General features: G+C 72.7%; 23 protein-coding genes and 1 tRNA gene. 9 read left to right on the forward strand and 15 right to left on the reverse strand.

The window, feature by feature from the left end; genetic code table 11:
- Positions 1 to 2 precede the first annotated feature (2 nt).
- The 4 genes from OHT61_RS17830 (at position 3) to rlmB (ending at position 5,495) form a co-directional block, all read left to right on the forward strand.
- Entirely contained in the window at positions 3 to 1,715 is a 1,713-nt protein-coding gene (locus OHT61_RS17830; RefSeq protein WP_329039617.1) for an ABC transporter permease subunit, read from the forward strand.
- Positions 1,712 to 2,971 carry an MFS transporter gene (locus OHT61_RS17835; protein ID WP_329039619.1) on the forward strand — a complete coding sequence of 420 codons (1,260 nt, stop codon included), beginning with the start codon at positions 1,712 to 1,714 and terminating at the stop codon, positions 2,969 to 2,971. The genes OHT61_RS17830 and OHT61_RS17835 overlap by 4 nt, the downstream gene beginning before the upstream one ends.
- 60 nt (positions 2,972 to 3,031) lie before the next feature.
- Entirely contained in the window at positions 3,032 to 4,432 is a 1,401-nt protein-coding gene (gene cysS / locus OHT61_RS17840; protein ID WP_329039622.1) for a cysteine--tRNA ligase, read from the forward strand.
- A 106-nt stretch (positions 4,433 to 4,538) separates the two neighbouring features.
- Complete coding sequence (rlmB, locus tag OHT61_RS17845; RefSeq protein WP_329039624.1) at positions 4,539 to 5,495, forward strand: 23S rRNA (guanosine(2251)-2'-O)-methyltransferase RlmB; 957 nt, start codon at positions 4,539 to 4,541, stop codon at positions 5,493 to 5,495.
- 30 nt (positions 5,496 to 5,525) lie between these two features.
- On the opposite strand, the gene OHT61_RS17850 is transcribed toward rlmB, so the two are convergent.
- Together OHT61_RS17850 and OHT61_RS17855 are read right to left on the reverse strand one after the other, a co-directional pair.
- Complete coding sequence (locus tag OHT61_RS17850; protein ID WP_329039627.1) at positions 5,526 to 6,149, reverse strand: NUDIX hydrolase; 624 nt, start codon at positions 6,147 to 6,149, stop codon at positions 5,526 to 5,528.
- Positions 6,150 to 6,178: 29 nt separating this feature from the next.
- Positions 6,179 to 7,660 carry a hypothetical protein gene (locus OHT61_RS17855; RefSeq protein ID WP_329039630.1) on the reverse strand — a complete coding sequence of 494 codons (1,482 nt, stop codon included), beginning with the start codon at positions 7,658 to 7,660 and terminating at the stop codon, positions 6,179 to 6,181.
- Between the two features lie 163 nt (positions 7,661 to 7,823).
- Here OHT61_RS17855 and OHT61_RS17860 point away from each other — a divergent pair, with 163 nt between their 5' ends.
- Complete coding sequence (locus OHT61_RS17860; protein ID WP_329039632.1) at positions 7,824 to 9,464, forward strand: DoxX family membrane protein; 1,641 nt, start codon at positions 7,824 to 7,826, stop codon at positions 9,462 to 9,464.
- 147 nt (positions 9,465 to 9,611) lie between these two features.
- Here the strand turns inward: OHT61_RS17860 and OHT61_RS17865 are convergent, their stop codons facing one another.
- The 3 genes from OHT61_RS17865 to OHT61_RS17875 all read right to left on the reverse strand — a co-directional run bounded on the left by OHT61_RS17865 (position 9,612) and on the right by OHT61_RS17875 (position 12,144).
- Positions 9,612 to 10,331 carry a nucleotidyltransferase family protein gene (locus OHT61_RS17865; protein ID WP_329039634.1) on the reverse strand — a complete coding sequence of 240 codons (720 nt, stop codon included), beginning with the start codon at positions 10,329 to 10,331 and terminating at the stop codon, positions 9,612 to 9,614.
- Between the two features lie 36 nt (positions 10,332 to 10,367).
- On the reverse strand, positions 10,368 to 10,781 hold the full coding sequence (locus OHT61_RS17870) for a hypothetical protein (RefSeq protein WP_329039636.1): 414 nt from the start codon (positions 10,779 to 10,781) through the stop codon (positions 10,368 to 10,370).
- Between the two features lie 226 nt (positions 10,782 to 11,007).
- The gene (locus OHT61_RS17875) at positions 11,008 to 12,144 is read right to left on the reverse strand and encodes an ABC transporter ATP-binding protein (RefSeq protein WP_099174120.1); all 1,137 of its coding nucleotides are present in this window, start codon (positions 12,142 to 12,144) and stop codon (positions 11,008 to 11,010) included.
- Positions 12,145 to 12,320: 176 nt separating this feature from the next.
- Between OHT61_RS17875 and OHT61_RS17880 the strand changes: the two genes are divergently transcribed.
- Positions 12,321 to 12,394: transfer RNA gene (locus tag OHT61_RS17880), tRNA-Thr, on the forward strand.
- 103 nt (positions 12,395 to 12,497) lie between these two features.
- Here the strand turns inward: OHT61_RS17880 and OHT61_RS17885 are convergent.
- The 6 genes from OHT61_RS17885 to OHT61_RS17910 all read right to left on the reverse strand — a co-directional run bounded on the left by OHT61_RS17885 (position 12,498) and on the right by OHT61_RS17910 (position 18,053).
- A complete protein-coding gene (locus tag OHT61_RS17885) occupies positions 12,498 to 12,632 on the reverse strand; it encodes a hypothetical protein (protein WP_329039640.1) in 135 nt (44 codons plus the stop codon).
- A gap of 381 nt (positions 12,633 to 13,013) precedes the next feature.
- A complete protein-coding gene (locus OHT61_RS17890) occupies positions 13,014 to 14,060 on the reverse strand; it encodes a CU044_5270 family protein (RefSeq protein ID WP_329039641.1) in 1,047 nt (348 codons plus the stop codon).
- Positions 14,057 to 14,695 carry an RNA polymerase sigma factor gene (locus OHT61_RS17895; protein ID WP_329039643.1) on the reverse strand — a complete coding sequence of 213 codons (639 nt, stop codon included), beginning with the start codon at positions 14,693 to 14,695 and terminating at the stop codon, positions 14,057 to 14,059. The genes OHT61_RS17890 and OHT61_RS17895 overlap by 4 nt, the downstream gene beginning before the upstream one ends.
- Positions 14,696 to 15,170: 475 nt before the next feature.
- Positions 15,171 to 15,536, reverse strand: coding sequence for a hypothetical protein (locus OHT61_RS17900; protein WP_329039645.1), 366 nt, complete (start codon positions 15,534 to 15,536; stop codon positions 15,171 to 15,173).
- Between the two features lie 76 nt (positions 15,537 to 15,612).
- Complete coding sequence (locus tag OHT61_RS17905; protein WP_329039647.1) at positions 15,613 to 16,299, reverse strand: TNT domain-containing protein; 687 nt, start codon at positions 16,297 to 16,299, stop codon at positions 15,613 to 15,615.
- Between the two features lie 353 nt (positions 16,300 to 16,652).
- Positions 16,653 to 18,053, reverse strand: coding sequence for an NAD(P)/FAD-dependent oxidoreductase (locus OHT61_RS17910; RefSeq protein WP_329039650.1), 1,401 nt, complete (start codon positions 18,051 to 18,053; stop codon positions 16,653 to 16,655).
- Positions 18,054 to 18,116: 63 nt separating this feature from the next.
- Between OHT61_RS17910 and OHT61_RS17915 the strand changes: the two genes are divergently transcribed.
- The gene (locus OHT61_RS17915) at positions 18,117 to 19,025 is read left to right on the forward strand and encodes an aminoglycoside phosphotransferase family protein (RefSeq protein ID WP_329039652.1); all 909 of its coding nucleotides are present in this window, start codon (positions 18,117 to 18,119) and stop codon (positions 19,023 to 19,025) included.
- A gap of 39 nt (positions 19,026 to 19,064) precedes the next feature.
- Positions 19,065 to 19,541, forward strand: coding sequence for a GNAT family N-acetyltransferase (locus OHT61_RS17920; protein ID WP_329039654.1), 477 nt, complete (start codon positions 19,065 to 19,067; stop codon positions 19,539 to 19,541).
- A gap of 99 nt (positions 19,542 to 19,640) precedes the next feature.
- On the opposite strand, the gene OHT61_RS17925 is transcribed toward OHT61_RS17920, so the two are convergent.
- Positions 19,641 to 20,840, reverse strand: coding sequence for an FAD-dependent oxidoreductase (locus OHT61_RS17925; RefSeq protein WP_329039656.1), 1,200 nt, complete (start codon positions 20,838 to 20,840; stop codon positions 19,641 to 19,643).
- 99 nt (positions 20,841 to 20,939) lie between these two features.
- Between OHT61_RS17925 and OHT61_RS17930 the strand changes: the two genes are divergently transcribed.
- Positions 20,940 to 21,638 carry a pentapeptide repeat-containing protein gene (locus OHT61_RS17930; RefSeq protein WP_329039658.1) on the forward strand — a complete coding sequence of 233 codons (699 nt, stop codon included), beginning with the start codon at positions 20,940 to 20,942 and terminating at the stop codon, positions 21,636 to 21,638.
- A 47-nt stretch (positions 21,639 to 21,685) separates the two neighbouring features.
- Here the strand turns inward: OHT61_RS17930 and OHT61_RS17935 are convergent, their stop codons facing one another.
- From OHT61_RS17935 to OHT61_RS17945, 3 genes are all read right to left on the reverse strand, one after another.
- Positions 21,686 to 22,183, reverse strand: coding sequence for a hypothetical protein (locus tag OHT61_RS17935; protein WP_329039660.1), 498 nt, complete (start codon positions 22,181 to 22,183; stop codon positions 21,686 to 21,688).
- A 122-nt stretch (positions 22,184 to 22,305) separates the two neighbouring features.
- A complete protein-coding gene (locus tag OHT61_RS17940; protein WP_329039661.1) occupies positions 22,306 to 22,953 on the reverse strand; it encodes a response regulator transcription factor in 648 nt (215 codons plus the stop codon).
- Positions 22,950 to 24,206: a sensor histidine kinase gene (locus tag OHT61_RS17945; RefSeq protein ID WP_329043304.1), complete on the reverse strand. Its 1,257-nt coding sequence runs from the start codon at positions 24,204 to 24,206 to the stop codon at positions 22,950 to 22,952. The genes OHT61_RS17940 and OHT61_RS17945 overlap by 4 nt, the downstream gene beginning before the upstream one ends.
- Positions 24,207 to 24,417 lie beyond the last annotated feature (211 nt).

Here is a 24,417-nt window from a genome sequence, read left to right on the forward strand (position 1 = left end):
CGGTGAAGCACCTGGCCGGCCGGCTCGGCGCGCTCCTGGCCGTCGCCGCCGTCATCGGGCTGCTGCCCAGGCTGACCCGTACCGACCCGGCGCTGACCATCCTCCACGCGCGGTACGCGGACCGGCCGCCGACGCCCGCGGTCCTCGATGCCATCCGCGCCGACACCGGGCTGGACGGAGGCCCGCTGCACGTCCTCGGCGGCTGGGCCGCGGGAGTGGCGCGGGGCGACCTGGGGGAGTCCTGGGTCTCCGGGCAGCCCGTCGGCCCCGACGCCGTATCCGCGCTCGGCGTCTCGCTCACGCTCATGGGGGCCTCGCTCGCCGTCGCCCTCCTCCTTGCGTTCGCCCTGGCCGCCGGGACCCTGCGGAGGGGGGCCCGGCGCAGGCTGGACACCACCCGCGCGGGCGTCGGCGCCGCCGGGCTCGCCGCGCTGCCCGAGTTCCTCCTGGCCTCCGTCCTGGCGACCGTCCTCGCCGTACAGCTGGGCTGGCTCCCCGCCCTCGGATGGGGCGGGGCCGACCAGCTCGTACTGCCCGCCGTCGCCATGGGCGTCCCGGCGGGTGCCCTGCTCGGCAGGCTGCTGGACGACGCGCTGCCTGCCGCCTTCGCCGAGCCCTGGGCACGCGCGGCCGCGGCCAACGGCCTGCCCCCGCACCGGACAGCGGCGCACGCCCTGCGCCGCGCCCTGCCCGCGCTGCTGCCCCAGCTCGGCCTGGTGGTCGTCGGGCTCACCGGCGGCGCGGTCGCCGTGGAGACGCTCTACGCCATACCCGGGCTCGGCGGCACCGCTCTGGCCGCCGCCCTCGCCCAGGACCTGCCCGTCCTCCAGGCGTGCGTGCTGCTTCTGCTGCTGCTCGGCGCCGCCGCCGGGTCCGCCGCCCGTCTCGGCTCCCGGATGCTGCTCGGGCCCGCCCGGACGGACGACGCCCTCCCGCCACTGGTCCCCCCGTCCCTGCCCGCCCGCCGCGCGGTGGCCGCCGCCGCCGTGGTCCTCGGGGCGCTGCTCGTCGCCGTCACCCTCGCGGGCCTGCTGCGCGACCCCCTGGCCGCCGATGCCACCGCCCGCCTCGCCTTGCCGTCGGCGGCCCACCCGCTGGGGACCGACTCGCTCGGCCGCGACGTCCTCGCCCGACTGGGCCACGGCGCCGCCACGACCGTGCTCACCGCCGTCGCCGTCAGCGCCGTGACCCTGCTCCTGGGGCTGCTCGCCGGCCTCGTACGGGCCGGAGCGCTCACCGAGACGGCCAACGCCCTGCCCGCCGTGCTGGCCGGACTCGTCGTCGCGGGGGTCGTGGGCCCCGGGCCCTGGGGCGCGGCGGCGGCCGTGGCCGCCGTCGCCTGGGCGCCGCTCGCCGCGCACACCTCGGCGCTGTACGCGCAGGAGCGGGCCGCACCGCACGTCGCCGTGGCCCGCGCTCTCGGTGCCGGACGCGCCCACCGGCTGCGGCGCCACATCCTGCCGGGCGTCCTGCCGCCGGTCGTACGCCACGCCGTCCTGCGTGTCCCGGCCGTCGCTCTGGCACTCGCCTCCCTCGGCTTCCTCGGCCTCGGGACAGCGCCCCCGGCCCCGGAGTGGGGCCGCATGCTCGCGGAGAACATGCCCTACGCGGAACGAGCCCCCTGGGCCGTCCTCGCCCCCGCCGCCGCCCTCGCCGTCCTCGGCGTGCTCGCGGTACTGACCTCGGCGGCCGTACGGGGCAGGGGCCGCCGGTGACGACGTACGCGGAGGGCGCCCGGACGGGCAGGGACTCCCAGGGGCTCAAGCCCTACCTCCGGCTGCTGACCGCCACCCAGTTCGCCTTCAACACGGGCTTCTACGCGGTACTGCCCTATCTGGCCGCCCACCTCGGCGACGGGCTGGGCATGGCCGGATGGCTCGTGGGGCTCGTCCTCGGGCTGCGCACCTTCAGCCAGCAGGGACTCTTCGTCGTCGGGGGCTCGCTCACCGACCGCTACGGCCCCCGGCCGGTCGTCCTCTCCGGGTGCGTCCTGCGCGTCGCCGGGTTCTGCTGGCTGGCGCAGGCGGGGTCGACCGCCACCGTCATCGGGGCCGTGCTGCTCATCGGCTTCGCCGCCGCGCTCTTCTCACCCGCCGTGGAGTCCGAGACCGCCCGCACGGCCGTCGCGTACGAGAAGGCGACGGGGACGCCGCGCACGCGGGTGCTGGCCGTGTTCTCCGCCGCCGGCCAGGCCGGTGCGTTCGCCGGCCCGCTGCTCGGCAGTCTGCTGCTGCTCCTGGGGGGCGGCTTCCGGGCGGCGTGCCTCGCCGGGGCCGCCGTCTTCGTCGGCGTGCTGGCCGGTCACGCCCGGCTCATGCCCCGCGGGCCGCGCCGCCCGCGGATCCGGGGGGAGGGCGCCGGGTCCTCCCGGCAGGTCTTCGCGAACCGGCCCTTCCTCGTCCTGTGCCTCGTGTACAGCACGTATCTCGTCTCCTACAACCAGCTCTACCTCGCCCTGCCCGCGGAGGTGGAGCGGGCCACCGGGTCGCAGGGAGCGCTCGGCGGGCTCTTCACGCTCTCCTCCCTGCTCGTCGTCGGCGCGCAACTGCCGCTGGCACGCTGGTCCGCCCGCCGCGTCACGCCCCGGACCGCCCTCGTCTCCGGGCTCGCCGTCGTCGCCGCCGGCTTCGCCGTGGTGCCCGTCCTGCCGGGCGGGCCGGCGGGGCTCCTCCCGGGGGCGGTGTTCGTGGTGCTGCTCACGCTCGGCCAGATGCTGCTGGTCCCCGCGGCCCGGGGGCTGGTGCCCGACCTGGTCGACGACCGGCGGCTGGGGCTCGCCACCGGCGCCATGTCCTCCCTGTCCGGTGTCGCGGTCCTCGGGGGCAGCGCCGCCGCCGGGACGCTCCTCGGCGCACCCGTACCCGTCCTGTGGACCGTCCTCGCCGCCGTGCCCCTCGCGGGCGCCGCGATCGCCCTGACCCTGCCCACCGGAGGGGACGCGCGGGAACCGGGAGCCACCGTCGCCCATTAGTTGTGACACGTTTTCCACAGGGGGCGCTGGGCACTGGTGCGGGCCCACTACCCTTGAGGCGTGACTATTCGCCTGCACGACACCAACGCCCGGCAGATCCGTGACTTCACCCCGCTCACAGCGGGCTGTGTCTCGATCTACCTCTGTGGCGCGACTGTCCAGGCCGCCCCGCACATCGGTCACATCCGGTCGGGGCTGAACTTCGACATCATGCGCCGCTGGTTCGAGTACCGCGGCTACGACGTCACGTTCATCAGGAACGTCACCGACATCGACGACAAGATCATCAACAAGTCGGCCGAGCAGGGCCGCCCCTGGTGGGCCATCGGCTTCGAGAACGAGCGGGCGTTCAACGCGGGTTACGACACCCTGGGCTGCCTCCCGCCGACGTACGAGCCGCGTGCCACCGGCCACATCACCGAGATGGTCGAGATGATGCGCGGCCTCATCGAGCGCGGCCACGCCTACGAGGCCGACGGCAACGTCTACTTCGACGTGCGCTCGTTCGAGGGATATCTGGAGCTGTCCAACCAGGACCTCGACGACCTGCGCCAGCCCTCGGGGGACAACGAGACCGGCAAGCGCGATCTGCGGGACTTCGCCATGTGGAAGGCCGCCAAGCCCGGCGAGCCGTCCTGGGAGACCCCGTGGGGCCGCGGCCGGCCCGGCTGGCACCTGGAGTGCTCGGCGATGGCCCACAAGTACCTCGGCAGCGCCTTCGACATCCACGGCGGCGGCATCGACCTGATCTTCCCGCACCACGAGAACGAGATCGCCCAGGCCAAGGCGTTCGGCGACGAGTTCGCGAAGTACTGGGTGCACAACGGCTGGGTCACCATGTCCGGCGAGAAGATGTCGAAGTCGCTCGGCAACTCCGTCCTGGTCAGCGAGATGGTGAAGGCCTGGCGCCCCATCGTCCTGCGGTACTACCTCGGCACCCCGCACTACCGCTCCATGATCGAGTACAGCGAGGACTCCCTGCGCGAGGCCGAGTCGGCCTTCGCACGCATCGAGGGCTTCGTCCAGCGCGTGGTGGAGAAGGCCGGGGGGCCGGTCGAGGCCGCCGCCGAGGTGCCGCCCGCGTTCGCCGAGGCGATGGACGACGACCTGGGCGTCCCGCAGGCGCTCGCGATCGTCCACACCACCGTCCGGCAGGGCAACTCCGCCCTCGCGGCCGACGACAAGGAAGCCGCTGTCGCGCGCCTCGCCGAAGTGCGAGCGATGCTCGGCGTCCTCGGTCTGGACCCGCTCGACCCGCACTGGGCGGGCGAGAGCGACCGCGGTGAGGACCTGCACGGCGTGGTCGACACCCTCGTACGGCTCGTCCTCGACCAGCGGCAGTCGGCACGCGAGCGCAAGGACTGGCCCGCCGCCGATGCCATCCGCGACCAGCTCAACCAGTCCGGCCTCGTCATCGAGGACAGCCCCTCGGGGCCGCGGTGGACGCTCGGGCCGCGCTGAGCGGGTCCTCGCACCATGCGTGAGCAGCGCAAATGTGCCGCCCGGCCGTCCGGGCGGCACACTTTCACTTGACGACGTTTTTCTGAAGCAACGAAACAGGTAGGTCATGGCCGGGAACAGCCAGCGCAGGAACCGCCGCACGTCCAACAAGAAGGGCATGCAGGTCGGCAGCGGCGGTAACCGACGCCGTGCTCTCGAAGGCAAGGGACCGACGCCGCCCGCCTCCGCCCGCAAGGGACACAAGAAGAACAGGGTGGCGAACGCCCAGGCCAAGCAGGCCGCGGCCCGCCGCCCCGCCCCCCGCCGTGGCGGCGTCAAGGGCACGTCGGAGATGGTCGTGGGCCGCAACCCGGTCTTCGAGGCGCTGCGCGACGGCGTCCCCGCGGTCACGCTCTACGTCCAGCAGTACATCGACAACGACGAGCGGGTCCGCGAGGCGCTGCAGCTCGCCGGTGAGCGCGGCAACATCAACCTCATGGAGGCCCCGCGCCCCGAGCTCGACCGGATGACGAACGGCCTGAACCATCAGGGCCTCGTCCTCCAGGTCCCGCCGTACGAGTACGCGCACCCGGAGGACCTCACCGCGGCCGCGTACGACAACAACGAGGACCCGCTGATCGTCGCGCTCGACGGCGTCACCGACCCCCGTAACCTCGGCGCGATCGTGCGCTCCGTCTCCGCCTTCGGCGGCCACGGCGTGGTCGTCCCCGAGCGCCGGGCGGCCGGCATGACGGCCGGGGCCTGGAAGTCCTCGGCCGGCACCGCCGCACGCACCCCCGTCTCGCGGGTCACCAACCTGACCCGTGCCCTGGAGGGCTACCAGAAGGCGGGCCTCACCGTGGTCGGCCTCGCCGCCGACGGCGAGCACACCGTCGAGGACCTGGAGGAGCTGGCGGGCCCCGTCGTCATCGTCATCGGCAGCGAGGGCAAGGGCCTCGGCCGCCTCGTCGGCGAGACGTGCGACTACCGGGTCCGGATCTCCATGCCGGGCGGTGCCGAATCGCTGAACGCCGGTGTCGCCGCGGGCATCGTGCTCTACGAGGTGGCCCGCCGCCGGGCATGAGGTGCGGTGGGCGGGGCGGGCCGACGGCTTTCAGCCGGTCAGGCCCGCCAGCCGCGCCCTCATCAGGACCGCGATCGTGAAGGCGTCGGTGATCCGGCCGTCGCCGACCATCGCCTCCGCCTCGGCGAACGGCACGGTGAGGTGGGTGCGGATCGCTTCGGCCTTCTGCAGGGTGCCGATGCGGTCGATCCGCGCCGCGAACAGGGCCACCCGGTCGGCCGTCGTGCCCGAGTCGGGATGCACATCGCCGAGCGGGATCACCTCGCGCGCCTCCGCTCCGATCTCCTCCCGCAGCTCCTTCGCGGCGTTCTCCGGAGCGGGCAGTCCCGGGGTGCCGAAACCGCGCGGTACCTCCCAGTGCCACGAGCGCGTCGCGTGCCTGAAGTGCTCGATCAGCACCACCCCGCCGTCGAGCAGCGGGAGCACCACACAGCCCGGCTCCGGCGTGGCGCCGATCGAGCGTATGTACGTCCCGGTGGAACCGTCCGGGAAGCGCACGGGGTCCCGGAGCAGCGTGACGTAAGGGTCGCTGTACATCACCCCGCCGGCCTCGGCGACGGCCTCCGGGTCGCAGAGGATCTCGATGCCGCCCGGTTCGTTGCCGAAGAGTTCAGGGCGCTCCGCCCGCAGCCGCTCGTAGTGCTCGGTGTCCATCTGGAGTGTGTTCCCGTACCCGGCCGTGATCAGACATGGGGTGACTGCTGATCGGCCTGGGACCGCCGCGGGTCCGCGCCGGTCTCCACGACCCGGCCGCCGTAGGACTTGAGGATCTCCTCCCAGTCCTTCCTGACGTTGCGCAGCTGGAGAGAGGGCAACGTGAGCGAGTGTCCGAGCCCGCTGCGCGCACCTCGTCCCTCACGGTCGAAGAACTCCAGCCGCACACTGAGTGCCCCGGCGAGTGCCGTGGCCATCTGGAGCGAACCGGCCAGCAGCGACACCTCCTCCCCGGCCGTCACCTGGAGGGCGATGCCGGCGGATTCCAGGACCAGTGCCACCTTCATCTCGCGCTGGAAACCCTGCCGCGTCCGGCTCGACCGGCGGGCGGCCCCCAGCATGCCGCGGTGCAGCCTGGCCACGTCGCCCGTGCCGGCACGGAACTCCTCCGGCGTGGGCACCCGGCCGTCCTTGAAGCTGCCCCGGACGAACGTGTCCAGGGCGTTCACGTAGCCGTACCATTCCTCGGTCGTCCGCAGGCGCGTGATGTCGGACAGCGACAGCGAACCGTACGAACGGGGTCCGTCCACCGCCCGGTGGAGGGCGTCGGCGAACACGTCACGCAGCAGCAGGCCGATCTGCTCCGGGTCGTCGGGACGGCTGCGGACGTCGTCGCGCAGTTCCTGGAGCGCGGACCTCGGGGGTGAGCCGGGAGGAGTCAGCGCGGTCACCCCGCTCGCCTTGGGTACACCCAGGTTGTACAGAAGGTCGATCAGCTGCTTCGCGGCGACGACGTGCTCGCCCTCCCTCAGCAGCCCCTCGTGCACCTCGGTGCCCGGCCGGGTCAGGAACTCCTTGTAGACGGCCTCGCGCGTGATCGTCGCGTACAGATCCTGTCGGGTGGCCCAGACGGCGAGGTCGGTGAGGATGCCCTCCTTCATGGCACGGGCCTGGTCGAGCGAGATGCCCAGGTGCTTCTTCAGCGGCGCCTCACGGAGTCGCATGAGGGTGGTCAACCGGCTGGAGAAGAAGTGGTTGATGTCGTCCGTGGCCTCGCGGTTGGCGTCGTCGTCCCAGTCGAAGCGGACGAGTGCGGGTTCGGCGTCGTCGCTGAGCAGCCGCTGCCAGGCGCGGTGCACCTGCGGGTCACTGGTCCAGCCGTACTCCGCCGCGGGATCCCGCTCGGAGTACAGGAAGGGGACGAGCGCGCGTCCGTTGAGGAGGTCGATGAATGCCTGGCGTTCCGACGGCTCCGCAGTGGGCAGATAGTTGGCCGAAACCGCCTGGTTGTTGATGAAGTACGCCCGGTTGACCACCAGAGTGCCGCTGTTGACCAGCGCACGGCGCAACTCCGCGGAGGATGCCGCCACGTGGTCGGGCAGACGTCCGGACGGTGCGTTCGCGTGCTGCCTCGCCGCAGCGAGATCGCTCGGGAGCCACTGGTTGTCCAGCGCCTGGGCGATGACCGGATAGCGGGCGAGATCCCTGAAGATGAGTTGCTGACCGGCCACCGTGTCCCATTCCCCCTGCGCTCAATGTCCCCGAAAGCTGTGCTGGTTGACGTTCGGCAGGCGCACGAAAGTTCCCGGGGGAAGCAGGGTGGCCGGATTTTGACGGGTCTCGGACACTTCCGATGCGTCAAGGCAGTGTCCTAATCACACATCACTCGGTTAGATGAGTGTGGACACCAGAACGCCTCGGTTCGACGACCAACCCGCCCTGAGCATGACGAAGGTGGACAGTGACCCCGCGCAGGTCATCGTCAGCCACGCCAGCTTCCGGGTGCAGCTCGCCCCGGGCCAGCGCACACGTCTGCGCCCCCTGGGCTCGGCCGGGCCGGCGAGGATCCCCGCCATGAGCGGCGCGGGGGCCCGCAGGCGCGCTCCCGTCGTCTGGAGCGGCAGGTCGGAGCCGGGCGACCCCGGTGCGACCGGACTCCTGCAGGCCGTACGGAACTCCACCGCCGGCCACCTCGGCACCCGCCCCGGCGGCGACTTCGGCGCGGGCCACGACGACGCGGGCGGCGGCACCCAGGTCATCCCGCGCCTCGACGAGACCCAGCCCAACCCCGTGGTCCCCGCACCCCACCAGTACGGCGGGGGCCGCAGCGGCCCCCTGCTGCCCCCCATGCGGCAGGCCGTCGGCGCGTACGACTCCGCGGGCACACCGCCGCACGACGGATACGACACCGGATACGGAGACGATCCCCGCGACGGCGAGGACCGTGACGGCGCCACCACCGGGGAGCGCCGCCAGGCCGGTGACAACGTCCGGCACGCCTACTACCCCGACCGCCGGATGAACCTCGGGGTCGTGCTCCTCCCGTTGCGCGTCCTGCTCGGCTTCATCTCGATCTACGCGGGCATGGGCAAGCTCTGCGACCCCGCCTACTTCGAGGGCGGCGACCGGGGCTCCATGGTCAAGTACCTGTCCTCGCTGCACCCGTGGTCCGCCGCGGAGCCGCTGCGCGACTTCGCCCTGTCCCACCCCGTCGGCGCCGGACTCCTGGTCGCCTTCCTCCAGGTCGTCGTGGGTGTCCTCACGGTCCTCGGCCTGTGGCAGCGTGTCGCCGCCGCCTTCGGCGTCCTGCTCTCCGCCGCGCTCCTGGTGACGGTCAGCTGGCGGAGCGTCGGCACCTACGGCGTCTCGGACATCATCCTGCTGGCCGCCTGGAGCCCGCTCGTCATCGCGGGTGCCCCCGTCTACTCCCTGGACGGGCGCCTCGCGGGCGAGGCGTGGCGCACGCTGGGCCCGCGCTCGGAGGTCCGGGACCTCCGCCGCCGGGTGCTGCGCCGGGGCAGCGCGGTGGCCACGGTGGTCGTCGGTCTGACCCTGCTCGTCGGTTCCATGCTCGGCGGAGCGGTCCGCTCCAGCGAGGTCGTGACCGTGCCGGGTCCCGACAGCTACCCGACCAACCAGCTGCCCGGCTCCCCGCTCCCCGGCGAGTCCAAGGCCAAGAAGCGCAAGCCGTCCAGCAGCCCCGAGCAGCGCCGGCCGGAGGCGTCGCCCTCCAGCGCCCCCGGTACCCCGTCGGCCGAGGAGTCCACCCCGGGTTCCGACTCCTCGCGTGACTCGGGTCCGACCGCGGGAGCCAGCACGGGACAGCCCAGCCAGACCCAGGGCACCGGCCAGGCTCCGCCGCAGGAGCCGGAGCCGCAGGAGCCGCCCGCCGGGGACCCGGGCCCCAGCTCCTCCGGTTCCGGCAACTCCGGCGGTGCCACCGGTGGTTCGGACGGCGGCGGTTCGGACGGAGGCTCCGGTGGCGGTTCGTCCGGCGGCGCCGGCCAGAACCCGATCGGCGGCCTGCTCGGCTGACCGCCGCACCCCACGCCGTGAGGGCGGCCACCGGATGTCCGGTGGCCGCCCTCACGCATGGACCGGGGTGCTGGGCGCGCCAATCAGGTATGGACCAGGGTTGCGGGGAGCCTCGGCCGTCCGCGCACGGACCGGGGCTGTGGAGCCTCAGCCGCCCGCGTGGGCGCCCAGTTCCTTCGCGGCCTCGGTGAGGTCCTTCGCGGTGTCGATGGCCCGCCAGTAGGCGCCCTGCGGCAGCGGGTAGCCGGCCAGCCGGCGTTCGCGGGCGAGCCTGGGAAACGTCGTGCGCTCGTGGTCGCCCCGGTCCGGCAGCATCGCCGTGAAGGAGGGCGCGAAGACGTACACGCCGGCGTTGATCAGATACGGCGACGGCGGGGACTCGATGAAGTCGGTGATGTGTCCGAAGGCGTCCGTCTCCACGGCGCCCCACGGGATCCGAGGGCGGGCCAGCGCGAGTGTCGCGGTGGCGTCCCGCTCCGAGTGGAAGGCGGCCATCTCCCGCAGGGAGAAGCGGGTCCAGATGTCGCCGTTCGTGGCGTACCAGGGCTCCGACGGGTCGGGGAGCCGCGTGGCGGCGTGCTTGAGACCGCCGCCACGGCCCAGGGGCTCGGTCTCGACGACGGTCGTGACACGCAGGGGGAGTACGGCGGAGTCCAGCCATTCCTGCAGGACTCCGGCGAGATGGCCGCACGAGATCACGGCATCGGTGACGCCCTCGGCGGCCAGCCAGGACAGCTGATGGCCGATGATCGGAGTCCCGGTTCCGGGGATCTCGACCATCGGCTTGGGGCGGTCATCGGTGTACGGGCGCAGCCGTGACCCCTGGCCACCCGCCAGGATCACGGCCTGCGTCGGATACGTATGCATGCCAGGCACGATATGCCGTGCCGGGACATGCCCGGCTCAGCTGAACTGTGCGACCCCCGAGGCGAAGGAGGTGTCGCAGACCGGACGGGAGAAGCGGTGGGCGCGGGTCGGGCCGTACTGGTCGACGGCCGCCTTGCCCAGGGCCTTGGCGATCGACATGCAGTGCCTGGCGAGCGACGGGCGTCCCTCGACGGAGCGCTGGAGGCTCGTGAGGGCGACGCCCGGGTCCTTCTCGCGGAGTTCCAGCAGGAGCTTGTCCCGCAGGATGTCCTGCGGTGCCCGTGCCTTGGCCTGCTTCGACACGGTCTCCGAGGCGGCGGTCAGCAACTGGGTCTCGGTGTCCTGCCCCGACCACTGCACACGGGTGACCGCGAGGGTCCCGGACAGGACCATGACGACGGGCAGTACGAAAGCTAGGGTTCGGCCGATTCGGCGCGCGGTGTGGGTCACGCAGGCGAGCGTAGCGGGCAGTGATGACTCGGCGACATTTCGTCACCCTTGCGAGGGATGGTTCGACGAGGCTTTTCGAATCACACGTTGACGTTCTGGGGTGAAATACCCTTTCTGCCGGGGTATTTGGCACCCCGTTGATGCGAAACCCCGGGACGCGACACGACACGCGAACGGCCCCGGTTCCTCGGAGGGAACGCGGGGCCGCGGCGGGATGATCAGGTGATCAGTCGGTCAGGCGCTCACCGGTCGAGGTGGCGAAGACGTGCAGCTCGTCCGGGCGCGGCACGACGTGCAGCTCGGTGCCCTTCTCCGGGACGGCGCGGCCGCCGACACGGACGACCAGGTCCTTGTGCTCGCCACCGACCTGCGCGGCACCGTAGACGAAGCCGTCGGCGCCGAGCTCCTCGACGACGTTGACCGAGACGGCCAGACCGGCCGGGGCGTCGGACGAGGCCTTGGAGAGGCCGGTCGCGGCGGCGCCACCGTGCTCGACGATGTCGAAGTGCTCCGGGCGGATGCCGACCGTGACGGTGGTGTCACCACGGTTCGCGGCGGCGGTGAGCGCCTCGCGGGAGACCGGGACGACGCTGTTGCCGAACTTCACGCCGCCGTCGGTGATCGGGACCTCGACGAGGTTCATCGCGGGGGAACCGATGAAGCCGGCCACGAAGAGGTTCGCGGGGCGGTCGTACATGTTGCGCGGCGAGTCGACCTGCTGGAGCAGACCGTCCTTGAGGACCGCGACGCGGTCGCCCATGGTGAGGGCCTCGACCTGGTCGTGGGTGACGTACACCGTGGTGATACCGAGGCGGCGCTGCAGCGAGGCGATCTGCGTACGCGTCGACACGCGGAGCTTGGCGTCGAGGTTCGACAGCGGCTCGTCCATGAGGAAGACCTGGGGCTCACGCACGATGGCGCGGCCCATGGCCACACGCTGGCGCTGGCCACCGGAGAGCGCCTTCGGCTTGCGGTCCAGGTAGTCGGTGAGGTCCAGCATCTTGGCGGCCTCTTCGACCTTCGCCCGGATCTCGGTCTTGTTCACACCGGCGATCTTGAGGGCGAAGCCCATGTTGTCCGCGACGGACATGTGCGGGTAGAGCGCGTAGTTCTGGAACACCATGGCGATGTCCCGGTCCTTCGGGGGCAGGTGCGTGACGTCGCGGTCACCGATGCGGATCGCGCCGCCGTTGACGTCCTCGAGACCCGCGAGCATGCGCAGGGAGGTCGACTTGCCACAACCGGAGGGACCGACGAGGACGAGGAACTCGCCGTCCTCGATGTCGATCTCGAGCTGGTCCACAGCCGGCTTCGTGGAGCCGGGGTAGACGCGGGACGCCTTGTCGAACGTGACACTGGCCATGGCAGTACTTCTCCTCACCGGCAGGAACGTGCCGGACGATCCGAGTAATGGAGTGGTGTGGTCCACCGGAGTGAACCTGAGGTGACGCTACCTGGGGATTCCGGATCTGTCAGTAGTCCAAGGTCCCGAATATTGGGCGTGACCAGGCCGTGAGGTTGGTTAGACTGCTCCGGCACGCCTCCTTAGCTCAGCTGGCCAGAGCAACGCACTTGTAATGCGTAGGTCATCGGTTCGAATCCGATAGGGGGCTCAGCGGAAAGCCCAGCTCAGATGCGCTCTGAGCTGGGCTTTCGTCGTTCGCCGGTACGCCGGTTCTGCGGCCGGGGTCCGAGGGCGTCCGTATGCCGGCCGTCTTATCGCCGGTGGCGTCGCACCAGGACGGCACCGCTGATCACGAGGACCGCGACGACGAACGCGGCGACGCCGCCCAGTGCCGCCACGGGAATGCGTTGCTCGGTGATGGCCATGACGAGGGGGTGTGTCTGCACGGTTGTCCTCTTCGTATAGGTGCCCGCCACCGCTCGGAAGTCCTGGTCCGCGGGCGGCGCTCGGTGTGGTGGTCTTCGTAGTGACCTGTTCGCGACGGAGGAGGAGTTCCCGTGACGCCGGTCACATCGCTCACGTGGTGGTGCGAGAGGCGTTGTGGATCGTCTGGGTCAGGGTGTTGCCGCAGCGGTGGCCACCGCTGTCCGGCGCCACCGTTTTCCGACCCGCATGCGAAGTCCTTCCGAGAACGGGCCGCCCGGACGCGGCCACACCTCTACCTGGCCGCAGCCGCGTCCGAGTTCCCCGTCATCCGGGAGGCTTCGGGAAGAACCGGCGTTACTCCGGTCGCACGGGAACGCGTCCGAGCGGCGGGAACACGAGGGTCACGCCTTGCGGCCGGAAGGTACCTGGCCGGTCTTGTCGGCCACCCCCCGGTCGAGCACGGCGGTGATGCCCGTCAGCTGGCCCGCCTTGCCGGCATCGCCGGCCTTGACCAGGTAGCTGCGTTCGCCGAGGTAGGTGTGCGTGGCCCTGTCGAAGATGTACTCGGAGCGTTCGCCGAGGGACTCGAAAGCCAGAGCCTCGCCGTGCCTGCCCGCGGCGTCGACGGCGTCGTGCACGACCTGTACGCCGGGGATCTTCCCGGCGGCCAGCCAGATGGCCGCTTCCACTTCCGGCGGGACGATGGCCTCGCCGATCGTCTCGCCGACCCAGTCGAAGGCCGCGGCGTCACGGCCGGGTGCGCTGCCCTCGGTGACGGCGTAGATCTTCTTCAGCAGGACCTCGGGGTCGGTGGGCAGCGCGGCCACCTGGGCGTACGGCGTGTTGCCTGCGCCTGCGGTGGTCGGAGTGCCGCCGTCGAGCACGGCCGTGCCACCGCCGCCGAGGCTTTCGTCCTTGCCGCCTTCCCGGATGAGCCCGGGGCGGGTGGGGTCCTCCGGCAGCCAGACCTCGCGCTCGTGGACGGCGTCGAGCTTCACCGGTCCGTCCATGGTGCGTTGACGGATCTGGCGGCTGAAGCCGACCTCGCTCCTGACGTAGACGTACTGGTCGGCCCGGATCGTCAGCGGCCGGCGGCGGCTGGTGGCGGCGGCGATCTGCTGCACCAGCTCGGGGGTCCCCTGGGCCGAGGCGGGCAAGACCTTCACGACGGGGGACAGGGCGGTCGCCGGCGCGGCAGGCGAGGTGGAGCCGGTGGCGTTCAGCACCACGGCGGTGGCCGCGGCGGCTACGGCGACCGGTATGACCGCCAGCCGCCAGAGGGGGCGGCGGGGGGCCGCGGGAGCTTCGGTACGAGTGATCTCGCGCATCAGGTGTTCCTCGAGAAGTGCCGAACGGGCGGAGGAGAGGCCGTGCGTCGCGGAAGCCGGAAAGTGATCCGCCATGGCCTGGCGTTCGGTCTCTCCACCCCGCTGCGGGAAGGCGTTCATTGGACTGTCTCCTGTGTCGACCGGACCGCGGGAGCGCGGTCACCCCGTATCTGTTCGCGGACGGCGGGCGGTTCCCCGGGTCTTCCCGGTTTCTTCAGTTCCTCCTCGGTGAGCTCGTGCAGCCGTTTGCGAGCGCGGGCCAGCCTGGAGCGGACCGTGCCCACGGCTATGCCGAGCGCCTGCGCCGCCTCGGCATAGCTGAGGTCGGACCACACGCAGAGCAGGAAGACCTCCCGGTCGTTCTTGCGCAGCCGGGCGACGGCGGCCTTGACTGCGTCGAGTCTCCGGTCGGCGTCCAGGCGTTCGGCGACCTCGTCGGAGAAGTCGGGGGCGGTCTCGAGCGCCGGCATGCGGTACATGGCGCTCCTGTGGCGGCGCGCCGCGCGGCCACGGTTGCGCAGTACGTTCGTCGCGACGCCGTACACCCATGGGTGCACGCTGTCGTCATTGGCATCCAACTTCTCCCGAAGCCGCCACACCTCGAGGAACGTGAGTGACACGACTTCCTCGGCGGCCGACCAGTCGCCGGTGGCGCGCATGGCATGCCGGTGCACCGCTTGCGCGAGTTCCTGGAACAGTTCCCGGAATGCCTCCGGGTCGCCTGCCCGGAGCCGGGATCGTAGAGATACGTTCACGCATTTACCTGTTCGGAAAGGGTGCACGGGTTCCCGTGAGCCGCGTCACATGTGAGGCCGGTGGCGGACGTACGGCAGGCCGGGGATACGTGTGCGGTGCGGGGAGGCGGTCCGTCACGTGTGCGGTGTCCCGCACCGGGCGGGGCGGTCGGCCCTGGCCGGACGCTCTCCTCGGATCGTCCAAGGGTGCCACGCGCATATCGGCCAATAGGCTGATCAATGAGGTGATGTGTGCCGCAGTGGTCGACGTGTGCCGGTGGCGCCGCCCACGTCTCACCCCGTGTCCGCCTCGGGCCAGGCTGTCCGCGTGGGGGCTCCGCCTTCCGGCGGGAGCGGGGGCACCCGGCTTCGTGCGGGTGAATCCGGGAGCAGGCGGGCGCGGTTCACGGCCTCGGAGGCGTGGCTTCCGGCGGCGCAGGATTCGATGAGCGTCCGCGGCCGGTGGCCGGATGCCGCTGGACACGGCAGACGAGGTTCAGACGCCCGGACGGTCGTCGCCCTCCGCCCCGGGGGCCCGTTCGAAGTCCTCCTCCGCCCGGCGCTGGATGTCGTCGGCGTCGGCCAGGAGCCGGTCGACCCGTTCCGCGCCGCCGGGTACGGGCGGGGGCACGTCCGTGAGGGTGGCGTACAGGTAGCGGCACGCCTCCGCCTCGGTGCCGAAGCGCTCGATGACGCTCTCCTCGCCCCGTTGGCGCATGAGGACGGGCCACGCGTCCGCCTCCTGGCGCAGGACGTAGTAGGCGTCCAGTTGGAAGGGGACACCGTGGACGCCCGGGATCTCGTACAGCGCGTCCGGGACCCCCTCGCGGCGGAGGCGTTCGGTGAGCTCGGCCCTGTTCATCGGGTCGGTTCCCCCTTGCGTGCGCCCGGGCGGGCTCCGGCCGTGCCGGAACCCGCCCGGGGGAGTGCGGTGGCGATCAGTTCAGGGCTTCGAGCTTCTGGGCGGTGACCAGCTCCGAGACCCGTTCCGTCGTCTTGTACTGGATTCCCAGGCCGGGCTGCCCGAACCAGGGCCGGATGCGGCCGGCCTGCACCGTGAACGCCTCCTTCACCCGGTACAGGTGGTAGCTGTAGGGGTAGTCGTCGGTGTACCGGACGAGGTTGCTCGGCGGGATGGCGCGCTTGGCGTACGGCGTGCCGGCGGGGGCGAGGAAGTTTCCGCGTCCGCTCCCGAAGAGGTCGACGAGCTGGCCGACGCGGAGGGTCAGCGGCTTCTGCACAGGGTCGCCCGCACGGTCGAGGACGAAGCCGTCGTGGTCCGGGTACCACCAACCGGACTCCCCGGTCACGGGGTTGGTCTGCCAGTAGCACCCGAGGAACCAGTACGCCGACGTCGGACCCGTGCGGTCGTAGCCGCGCAGCATCCTGCCGATGGCGCCGGTCCTCGGCAGGACGCGGGGGCCGAGCCGCCAGTCGTCGAGGTAGTACTGCTCCAGGGCCGGGTTGGGCGCTCCGTTCGTGCCGCGCGTCCGGCCGTCGGTCGGGCACTGGGCCTGGGGGCGGACCCTGTCACCGGTGTCGGCGTGGGCCGCCGTCGGCGCCGGGCCGACGAGGAGGAGCAGCGAGGCGATCGCACCGAAGGCGATATTCCGCAGCACCCGCATAGAGATGGTCCCTTCCCATGGCCCGCGCAGGCCAGGGGCAGGCGGGCGTCGAGGTCGCGCGGAGGCGCCCCGGGGGAGGGCGTCCGCGATGTGGTGACCCTCAGTCAATTCCGCTTGTGGCGCGGGGTACGGGCAGGGATACGCGCCGTCACCCGTACGGAGCTGGACGTTCTCCTGATCGGCCTAGGGGCGGGCGCCCGTTCCGGTTGCCCGGGGTGCGGGGTCGGGCCCGGTGAGGTACGGGAGACCGGGGCCGGCCGCGAAGGCGCGGCGGCCGGCCGGCGAGCCCCGGAGCCGCCCGGGCGTCCTGGGTGGTGAGGCGGGGCGGGCTGCTCGGGGGCTTCTCGCGGCCCTCAGTGGCGGCCGGAGATGCGGTCCGCCACCTTCGCGATCCGGTCGGTGCCGGCCCGGGACGACGCTGCCTCGCGGCGGTCGGCGCCGCGGTAGGCGGCATAGAGGGTGTGGACGCCCAGCCAGCGCAGGGGTTCGGGTTCCCACCGGCGCACCTTGTGGTTCACCCAGGGCAGGGTGGTCAGTTCGGTCGGGCCCGCCTGGCCGGAGTCCTGCTGGATCAGGTCGCGCAGGGTGCGGGCGGCGAGGTTGGCGGTGGCGACGCCCGAGCCGACGTAGCCGCCGGCCCAGCCGAGGCCGGTGCTGCGGTCCAGGGTGACGGTGGCGCACCAGTCGCGGGGTACGCCGAGCACCCCGGACCAGGCGTGGTCGATGCGGGTACCCGCCGTGGTGGGGAAGAAGCGGATCAGCAGGTCGCGCAGGGCCTCGATCGTCGCGGGCTGTGTACGGCCGTCGTTGTCGGTGGCGGAGGCGTAGCGGTAGGGGACGCCCCGGCCGCCGAGGGCGATGCGGCCGTCGGCGGTGCGCTGGGCGTACATGTAGGCGTGGGCCATGTCGCCGAGGGTCTCGCGGCCGTCCCAGCCGATCGTGTCCCACACCGCGTCGGGCAGGGGCTCGGTGACGATCATGGAGGAGTTCATGGGGAGCCAGGTGCGGGCGTGGCCCTTGAGGCCCGCGGTGAAGCCCTCGGTGCAGCGCAGGACGTAGGGGGCGCGCACCGTGCCGTACGGGGTGACGGCGTGCTTGGGCTTGATCTCGGTCACGGGGGTGGACTCGTGGATCGTGACGCCGAGGGCTTCCACGGTGTCGGCGAGGCCCTTGACCAGCTTGGCCGGGTGCAGGCGCGCGCCGTGCGGGGTCCAGCTGGAGCCGACGGCCCCGTTGACGCGGATGCGCTCGGCGGTCTCGCGGGCGCCCCGGAGCACGCGGTCCGTCTCGCCGAAGGCGATCTCGACGGAGTGGAAGTCCTTGAGGCGGGCCAGCTGGGCCGGGGTGTGGGCGACTTCGAGGACACCGCCGTGGTGGATGTCGGCCTCGATGCCCTCCTCCCCGGCGGTGCGGACGACCTCGCCGACGGTGTCGTTCATGGCGCGCTGGAGGCGTACGGCGGCGTCGTGGCCGTGGAGTCTCGCGTAGCGGTCGCGGCCCGCGATGCCGTTGTAGAGCCAGCCGCCGTTGCGTCCGGAGGCGCCGTAGCCGCAGAACTTGGCCTCCAGCACGGTGATGTTGAGGAAGGGCACCGCCTTCTTCAGGTAGTACGCCGTCCAGAGCCCGGTGTAGCCGCCTCCGACGATGCAGACGTCGGCGTTGCCGTCGCCGGGCAGGGGCTCGCGGGGGGAGGGGATGCCCTCGTGGGCGTACCAGAACGAAATGCCGCCGTTGACGGTACTGACGGTGCTCATGAGTCCCCTGCTTGTCCGTGTGCAGCCGATTCGCTGGAGGGACGGTACCCCTAGGGTCGGGGTGTGATCGAGGTTCCGGACGAGCTGGTCGAGAGTCTTCGGGTCCATGGCGGCTCGAGGGGACGGGAGTTCGCGGAGGCGCTGCCCGCGCTGGCCGCGCGGTTCCTGGAGGAGTGGGAGCTGCGGCCCGACGGCCGCGCGATGTACGGGATGTGCGCGCTGGTGGTTCCCGTGGTGCGGGAGGACGGCACGCGGGCGGCGCTGAAGCTCCAGGCGCTGGACGAGGAGACCGCGGGGGAGCCCGTCGCGCTGCGGGCGTGGGGTGCCGCGGGCGCCGGTGCGGTGGGTGTCCTGGAGCACGACACGGCGACCGGGTCGATGCTGCTGGAACGGCTCGACGAGAGCCGTCCGTTGGCCGGTGTCGCCGACGTGCGCGAGTCCGTGCGCATCCTCGCGGGGTCCCTGGCCGGGCTCGTCGTCGTACCGGCTCCGGCGGGGATGCGGCGGCTGGCGGACGTGGCCGCCCGGATGGTGGACGCGGCGCCCGGGACGGTCGCCGGGCTGGCGGCCCAGGACGAGCGGCGGCTGCTCCTGGACTGTGCGGCGGCGGTGCGGGAGGTCGCCGGGGAACCCGGGGACCGACTGCTGCACTGGGACCTGCACTACGACAACGTCCTCGCGGGCCGCGCGGAGGACGGGCGGGCCGACGAGTGGGTCGTGCTGGATCCGAAGCCGCTGGCGGGCGATCCGGGGTTCGAGCTGTTCCCGGCGCTGGACAACAGGTTCGACGCCGGGGAGGTGCTGTGGAGGTTCGATCTGCTGACCGGCGTGCTGGGCCTCGACCGGGAGCGGGCCCGGGCGTGGACACTGGGGCGGGTGCTGCAGAACGGGCTGTGGGCGGTGGGCGAGGGGCGTACGGCGCTTTCGCCGGACCACGCGGAGATCGCCCGCAGGCTGCTGGGGCGGGAGTGAGGGGGCGGGCGCCTGCGACGGCTTGTCTACGCTGCCCCCATGATTCGTGAAGCAACCCCCGCCGACGTCCCCGCGATCCACACCATGATCCGTGAACTGGCCGACTACGAGAAGGCGCTGGATGAGGCGAAGGCCACCGAGGAGCAGTTGCGCGACGCGCTCTTCGGCGAACGGCCCGCCGCCTACGCGCACATCGCGGTGTCGGACGAGGACGGCGAGGTGGTCGGCTTCGCGCTGTGGTTCCTCAACTTCTCGACGTGGCGCGGGGTCCACGGGGTGTATCTGGAGGACCTGTACGTGCGCCCGGAGCGGCGGGGCGGAGGCCATGGCAAGGCGCTGCTCGCCGAGCTGGCGCGGATCTGCGTGGAGCGCGGCTACGGGCGCCTGGAATGGTCGGTGCTGGACTGGAACGCGCCGTCCATCGCGTTCTACGAGTCGCTCGGCGCGCGCCCGCAGGACGGGTGGACCGTGTACCGGCTGACGGACGGCGCGCTGGAGCGGCTCGGCGGCGCCTGACGGATCTGCCGGCGGGCCGTCCTCGGGCAACGGGCATCCCTCAGCAGACGAGCACGGCCTTGCCCACCGCGCCCCTGGTCTCCAGTGCGCGCCGGGACCTCACGTGCTGTCGAGGTCCACCCCGGGGGTGGTGCGACCGGTCCGTCCCAGGAGGCGTACGGCCACGACGGCGGCGGCGATGCCGCTGTTGAACGAGACCTCACTGAGGAGCCCCGGGGCGGCGACCATGTCGCCCGCCAGCAGGAAGCCGTCCCCCCGGTCGACGGCGGGGCGGTCGCGCCAGCTCGTGCCCGGCGGGTCGACGGCGCCCGTGCGCCCGGAGGCCAGTGCCTCCCGCCGCCAGGTGGTGCGTTCCCGCCAGCCGGGGAAGCCGAGATCGAGCATGTCCTCGGCCCGTCGTACGGCTTCGCCGCGTGGCGCGCCGGGGGCGAGGGGGATCTGCGCCTGCACGAGCTGTTCGCCCGCCGGTGCGAGGGTGGGGTCCTGGGCCGTGAACCGTTCGATCCAGCCGGGGGCGTCGAGGTCGGACACGACGAACGGGTCGCCCCGGCGGGTCCTGAAGGACACGTCGAGAAGCGCGGTACGGCCGCCGGTCCAGGTCAGGGAGGCGTCGTCGAGCAGGGACCGGGCCGACTCCAGGTGCGTGGCGACGATCACCGGCCCGTCGCTCCGCAGCCCGGCCAGATCGCCGGGGCCGACGCGGGCTGCGGTCTCGACGCGTACGCCGATGTCCCGGGCCCGTGACGCCATCCGGTCGACGAGCCGGCCCCAGCCTCCGACGGGGTAGCGGGCTTCGGGCGGCAGCGCGGCGGCCCTGCGGAGCCGTTCCTGCACGAAGGCGGCGGACAGCGACCCCGGGTCGTGGTGGAAGAGCGCCACCCCCATGTAGTGCGCCGCCGCCCGGGCACCGTCCTCACCGACCTGCCCGGTGGCCCAGCCGAGGAAGTCGCTGCCGACCGGGGCCCGGTGGGCGGCGCGACGGGCGAGGCGGAGCATGGCGAGGGGCGGGGTCCTGCGCAGGACCCCGCCCCGGCGGAAGAAGAAGCGGGTGCCCTCGACCGGTGGCACGGAGGCGAGCGGGCCGAGGAGACCCCGCTGTTCGAGCCAGGTCCGGTGCGGGCCGCCGTGGTAGAGCGCGTGGGGGCCCTCGTTGGTGAGGTAGGGGCCCTGGGCGGTCCTCGCCCGTCCGCCCAGGATGTCGTGTGCCTCGTGGAGGGTGACCGGGGCCCCGGATTCGGCGGCGGTGATGGCGGCGGTGAGTCCGGCGAGCCCGCCGCCGACGACGTGGATGCGCTGCATGGCTGGTCTCCTTGCGATCGGCGCTTCTGCGGGGGTGACGGATCGGAGTGCCTGTCCCGTGACACCGCGCCGGGGGCGTTGTCAGTGGTGTGCGTCACGATGGGGGGCATGGCACGTACAGGCAACAGGAGCAGGGGCGCGAAGGACGGGGTGGCGGAGGCGAGGCGGCCGGAGGTGCGGCTGCCTCCGCTCGTGGAGTACGACGGCGCGGGACTGGAGCCGGATGGGGACTACGACGGGGTGCGTTTCGAGGGGACCGACCTCGCCGACGCGGCGGGGCCCGGTGCCCGCTTCATGGACTGCGAGCTGCGCGGCTGCGCCCTGGACCGGACGGAGCTGGTGCGTGCCCGGTTCATCGACTCGGTGCTGACGGGCGTGCGGGGCGTGGGCACCGATCTCGCGGGGGCGTCGCTGCGGGACGTGGAGGTCGTGGACGCGCGGCTCGGCGGGGTGCAGCTGCACGGCGCGGTGCTGGAGCGGGTGCTCGTGCGCGGCGGGAAGATCGACTACCTGAACCTGCGCAAGGCGCGGCTGAAGGACGTCGTGTTCGAGGGCTGTGTGCTCTCGGAGCCGGATTTCGGCGAGGCCCAGCTGGTGCGGGTGGAGTTCCGCGACTGCGTGCTGAAGCGGGCGGACTTCTCCGCCGTACGCATGGAGTCCGTCGATCTGCGCACCGTCGCGGAGCTGGACATCGCGCGGGGCGTCGAGCGGCTGGCGGGGGCGGTGATCAGCCCGGCACAGCTGATGGAGCTGGCCCCGGCGTTCGCCGCCCAGATCGGGGTGCGGGTGGAGGCGTAGCCCCGGTCGCCGCGCGGGGCTCGGAGTCCGCGCGTCCCGCCGGTCGTTCAGAGGCGGGGGAAGCGGGCCTGCAGGTCCCAGACGACGGGGTTGTCGGCGAGGCCCTCGTGCATGTCGGCCAGGTCGGCGACGAGGTCGTGGAGGAAGTCGCGGGCCTCGCGGCGGAGCAGGGAGTGGCTGAAGGTCAGCGGGGGCTCGTCGCCGGGCATCCAGTCGGCCTCGACGTCGACCCAGCCGAAGCGGCGCTCGAACATCATGCGGTCGGAGGACTCGGTGAAGTCGAGTTCGGCGTACTGCTGGCGGTGCGAGCGGTTGCCTCGGGGGTCGCGGTCGATCTGCTCGACGATGTCGCAGAGTGCCCAGGCGAAGTCGAGCACGGGGACCCATCCCCAGGCTGTGGACAGTTCCCGGTCGGCCTTGGTGTCGGCCAGGTAGACGTCCCCGGAGAACAGGTCGTGCCGCAGCGCCCGGACGTCCGCGCGGCGGTAGTCGGTCTGCGGGGGGTCCGGGAAACGCCGGGAGAGGGAGTAGCCGATGTCGAGCACGGTTCGATGGTGTCATGCCGCACGGACGCCCCGCGCCGGGCGGCCTCCGCGGTCGGGGCGGGCAGGCCGTCCCCGGCGGAGCAGGGACTTCGGCGGGCCGGAGTCTCGGCGGACCGGGGCCCTCAGCGGAGCAGCCGCTGTTCCTTGGCGACGGCGACCGCGCCCGAGCGGGTGTCGACGCCGAGCTTCTCGTAGATCCGGCCCAGGTGGGTCTTGACCGTCGCCTCGCTGATGAAGAGGGCCCGGGCGATGTCGCGGTTGCCGAGCCCCTGGGACAGCTGACCGAGGATGTCGAGTTCGCGGTCGGTGAGGGTGGGCCGGGGGCTGCGCATCCGGGCCATGACGCGGCCGGCGACGGGGGCCGAGAGCGTCGTGCGGCCCTGCGCGGCTGCGCGGATGGCGGCGAACAGTTCCTCCGGGCGCTCGGCCTTCAGCAGGTAGCCGGTGGCTCCCGCCTCGATGGCGCGGGTGATGTCGGCGTCGGTGTCGTACGTGGTGAGGACCAGGACGTGAACGGCGGGACCGGTGCCACCGGTCCCGCTCGCGGCGGCGATGCGCCGGGTCGCCTCGACCCCGTCGATGCCGGGCCCGAGCTGGAGGTCCATGAGGACCACGTCCGGGGTGAGCCGGGCGGCGAGGGCGACGGCCTCCTCGCCGCTGCCGGCCTCGCCCACCACCTCGATGTCCGGTTCACCGCCGAGGAGGGCGAGCAGGCCGGCGCGCACGACGGCGTGGTCGTCGCAGAGCAGGATCCGTACGTGCGGGGTCATGCGCGGTCCTCCGTGACGGGGTGTGCGGTGGTGTGGGGCAGGGGCACGGCGGCCGACAGGACCGTCCCCTCGCCCGGTGCCGACTCGACGGTCAGTGTCCCGCCGAGCTGCCGCACCCGGGCACGCATCGCGGGCAGCCCGTGTCCGCGCACCCCGTCGGGCGCACCCTCCGCGGAGCCGAAGCCCCGGCCGTCGTCGGCGATGTCGAGGACCACACGGTCGTCCAGGTGGGTCAGGGTCAGCGCGGCGACGCTCGCCCCGGAGTGCTCGGTCACGTTCGCCAGGGCCCCCTGGGCGATCCGCAGCAGCGCCGACTGCACCCGGTCGGGAAGGGCGGCGGCGGGGGCGCCCTCCACATGGCAGCGGACGGTGAGGCGGCCGCGCGCCTGGGCGGTCTCACGGTCGGCGAGGGTCCGCAGGGCGGCCTCCAGACCGCCTCCCTCCGCCAGGTCGGCCGGAGCCAGGTCGTGCACGAAGCGGCGGGCCTCGGCGAGGTTGCGTTCCGCGATGCCGGTCGCCGTCAGGACGTGCCGGCGCGCGGTGGCGGGGTCGGAGATCCAGGACCGGTCGGCGGCCTGGAGCAGCATCTGCTGACTGGAGAGCCCCTGGGCCAGGGTGTCGTGGATCTCCATGGACAGCCGCTGCCGCTCGGCGAGGGTCCCTTCCCGGCGTTCGGTGGCGGCCAGTTCCCGGCGTGTGCGCAGCAGGTCGTCGATCAGCTCGCGCTGGCGCACCGCCTGGCGCTGCATGTGGACGAAGACGGCGGTGGCGACCGCTGCGACCGCGGGCGGGGCCAGCACGAGATTGGGGTCGAAGCCGGTGGCGAGCCGGAGCTGAGCGGCCACGACGAACACGGTCAGGAGGGCGACCAGCGCCAGGGCCGCCCGTGGCGGCAGGATCCGCAGGCCCGTGTAGAAGAGCGGCACGGCACACCAGGCGAAACTGGGCGCGAGGACGACCAGGACCATCCAGACGGCCACGAGGACGCCGAGCCACGTCAGCCGGCGGGGTGTGGGGCGGGATCCGAGCACCGGGCCGAGGAGGTACAGCGCGGCGAGCACGGCCGACAGGGCGATGATCCACGGGGTGCGGGTCTCGCCGGGGTGGCGCATCAGGAAACGCGCGAGCGAGGCGCCGAGCAGCAGGAAGAAGGCGGCGTGCATGAGCAGGGACAGCCGGCGGTCGTCCGGGCCGTCCGCCGCCGGGCCTGTTACGGTGCTCCCGGCCGGACCCGTCCGGCCCGGGTCCGGCAGGCTCGGGTCCGTCGGGTCCGGGTCCGTCGGGTCCGGACCCGTTCGCTCCGCGTCCGGTCCGGTTCCGTTCCGCCGCACCTCGCACCTCGCGTCTCCCTCGGGCCCGTGGACCTGTCGTCCCGTCGCCTCCGCCGCTGACCTGCGCGGACACCCCATGGTCACCCCGCCGGGCCACCCGCGCATCAACCGATCGGCCGACAGGGCGGTCGGC

It is taken from the genome of Streptomyces sp. NBC_00178, from assembly GCF_036206005.1.
GTDB lineage: Bacteria > Actinomycetota > Actinomycetes > Streptomycetales > Streptomycetaceae > Streptomyces.

Excerpts from the sequence above, each read along its gene's own strand:
- OHT61_RS17865 (WP_329039634.1), bottom strand. The coding sequence starts at position 10,331 with ATGCATACGTATCCGACGCAGGCCGTGATCCTGGCGGGTGGCCAGGGG.
- OHT61_RS17905 (WP_329039647.1), bottom strand. The coding sequence starts at position 16,299 with ATGCGGGTGCTGCGGAATATCGCCTTCGGTGCGATCGCCTCGCTGCTC.
- OHT61_RS17940 (WP_329039661.1), bottom strand. The coding sequence starts at position 22,953 with ATGACCCCGCACGTACGGATCCTGCTCTGCGACGACCACGCCGTCGTG.
- OHT61_RS17860 (WP_329039632.1), top strand. The coding sequence starts at position 7,824 with ATGAGTGTGGACACCAGAACGCCTCGGTTCGACGACCAACCCGCCCTG.
- OHT61_RS17920 (WP_329039654.1), top strand. The coding sequence starts at position 19,065 with ATGATTCGTGAAGCAACCCCCGCCGACGTCCCCGCGATCCACACCATG.
- OHT61_RS17925 (WP_329039656.1), bottom strand. The coding sequence starts at position 20,840 with ATGCAGCGCATCCACGTCGTCGGCGGCGGGCTCGCCGGACTCACCGCC.
- OHT61_RS17890 (WP_329039641.1), bottom strand. The coding sequence starts at position 14,060 with ATGAACGCCTTCCCGCAGCGGGGTGGAGAGACCGAACGCCAGGCCATG.
- OHT61_RS17850 (WP_329039627.1), bottom strand. The coding sequence starts at position 6,149 with ATGGACACCGAGCACTACGAGCGGCTGCGGGCGGAGCGCCCTGAACTC.
- OHT61_RS17930 (WP_329039658.1), top strand. The coding sequence starts at position 20,940 with ATGGGGGGCATGGCACGTACAGGCAACAGGAGCAGGGGCGCGAAGGAC.
- rlmB (WP_329039624.1), top strand. The coding sequence starts at position 4,539 with ATGGCCGGGAACAGCCAGCGCAGGAACCGCCGCACGTCCAACAAGAAG.
- OHT61_RS17900 (WP_329039645.1), bottom strand. The coding sequence starts at position 15,536 with ATGAACAGGGCCGAGCTCACCGAACGCCTCCGCCGCGAGGGGGTCCCG.
- OHT61_RS17910 (WP_329039650.1), bottom strand. The coding sequence starts at position 18,053 with ATGAGCACCGTCAGTACCGTCAACGGCGGCATTTCGTTCTGGTACGCC.
- OHT61_RS17875 (WP_099174120.1), bottom strand. The coding sequence starts at position 12,144 with ATGGCCAGTGTCACGTTCGACAAGGCGTCCCGCGTCTACCCCGGCTCC.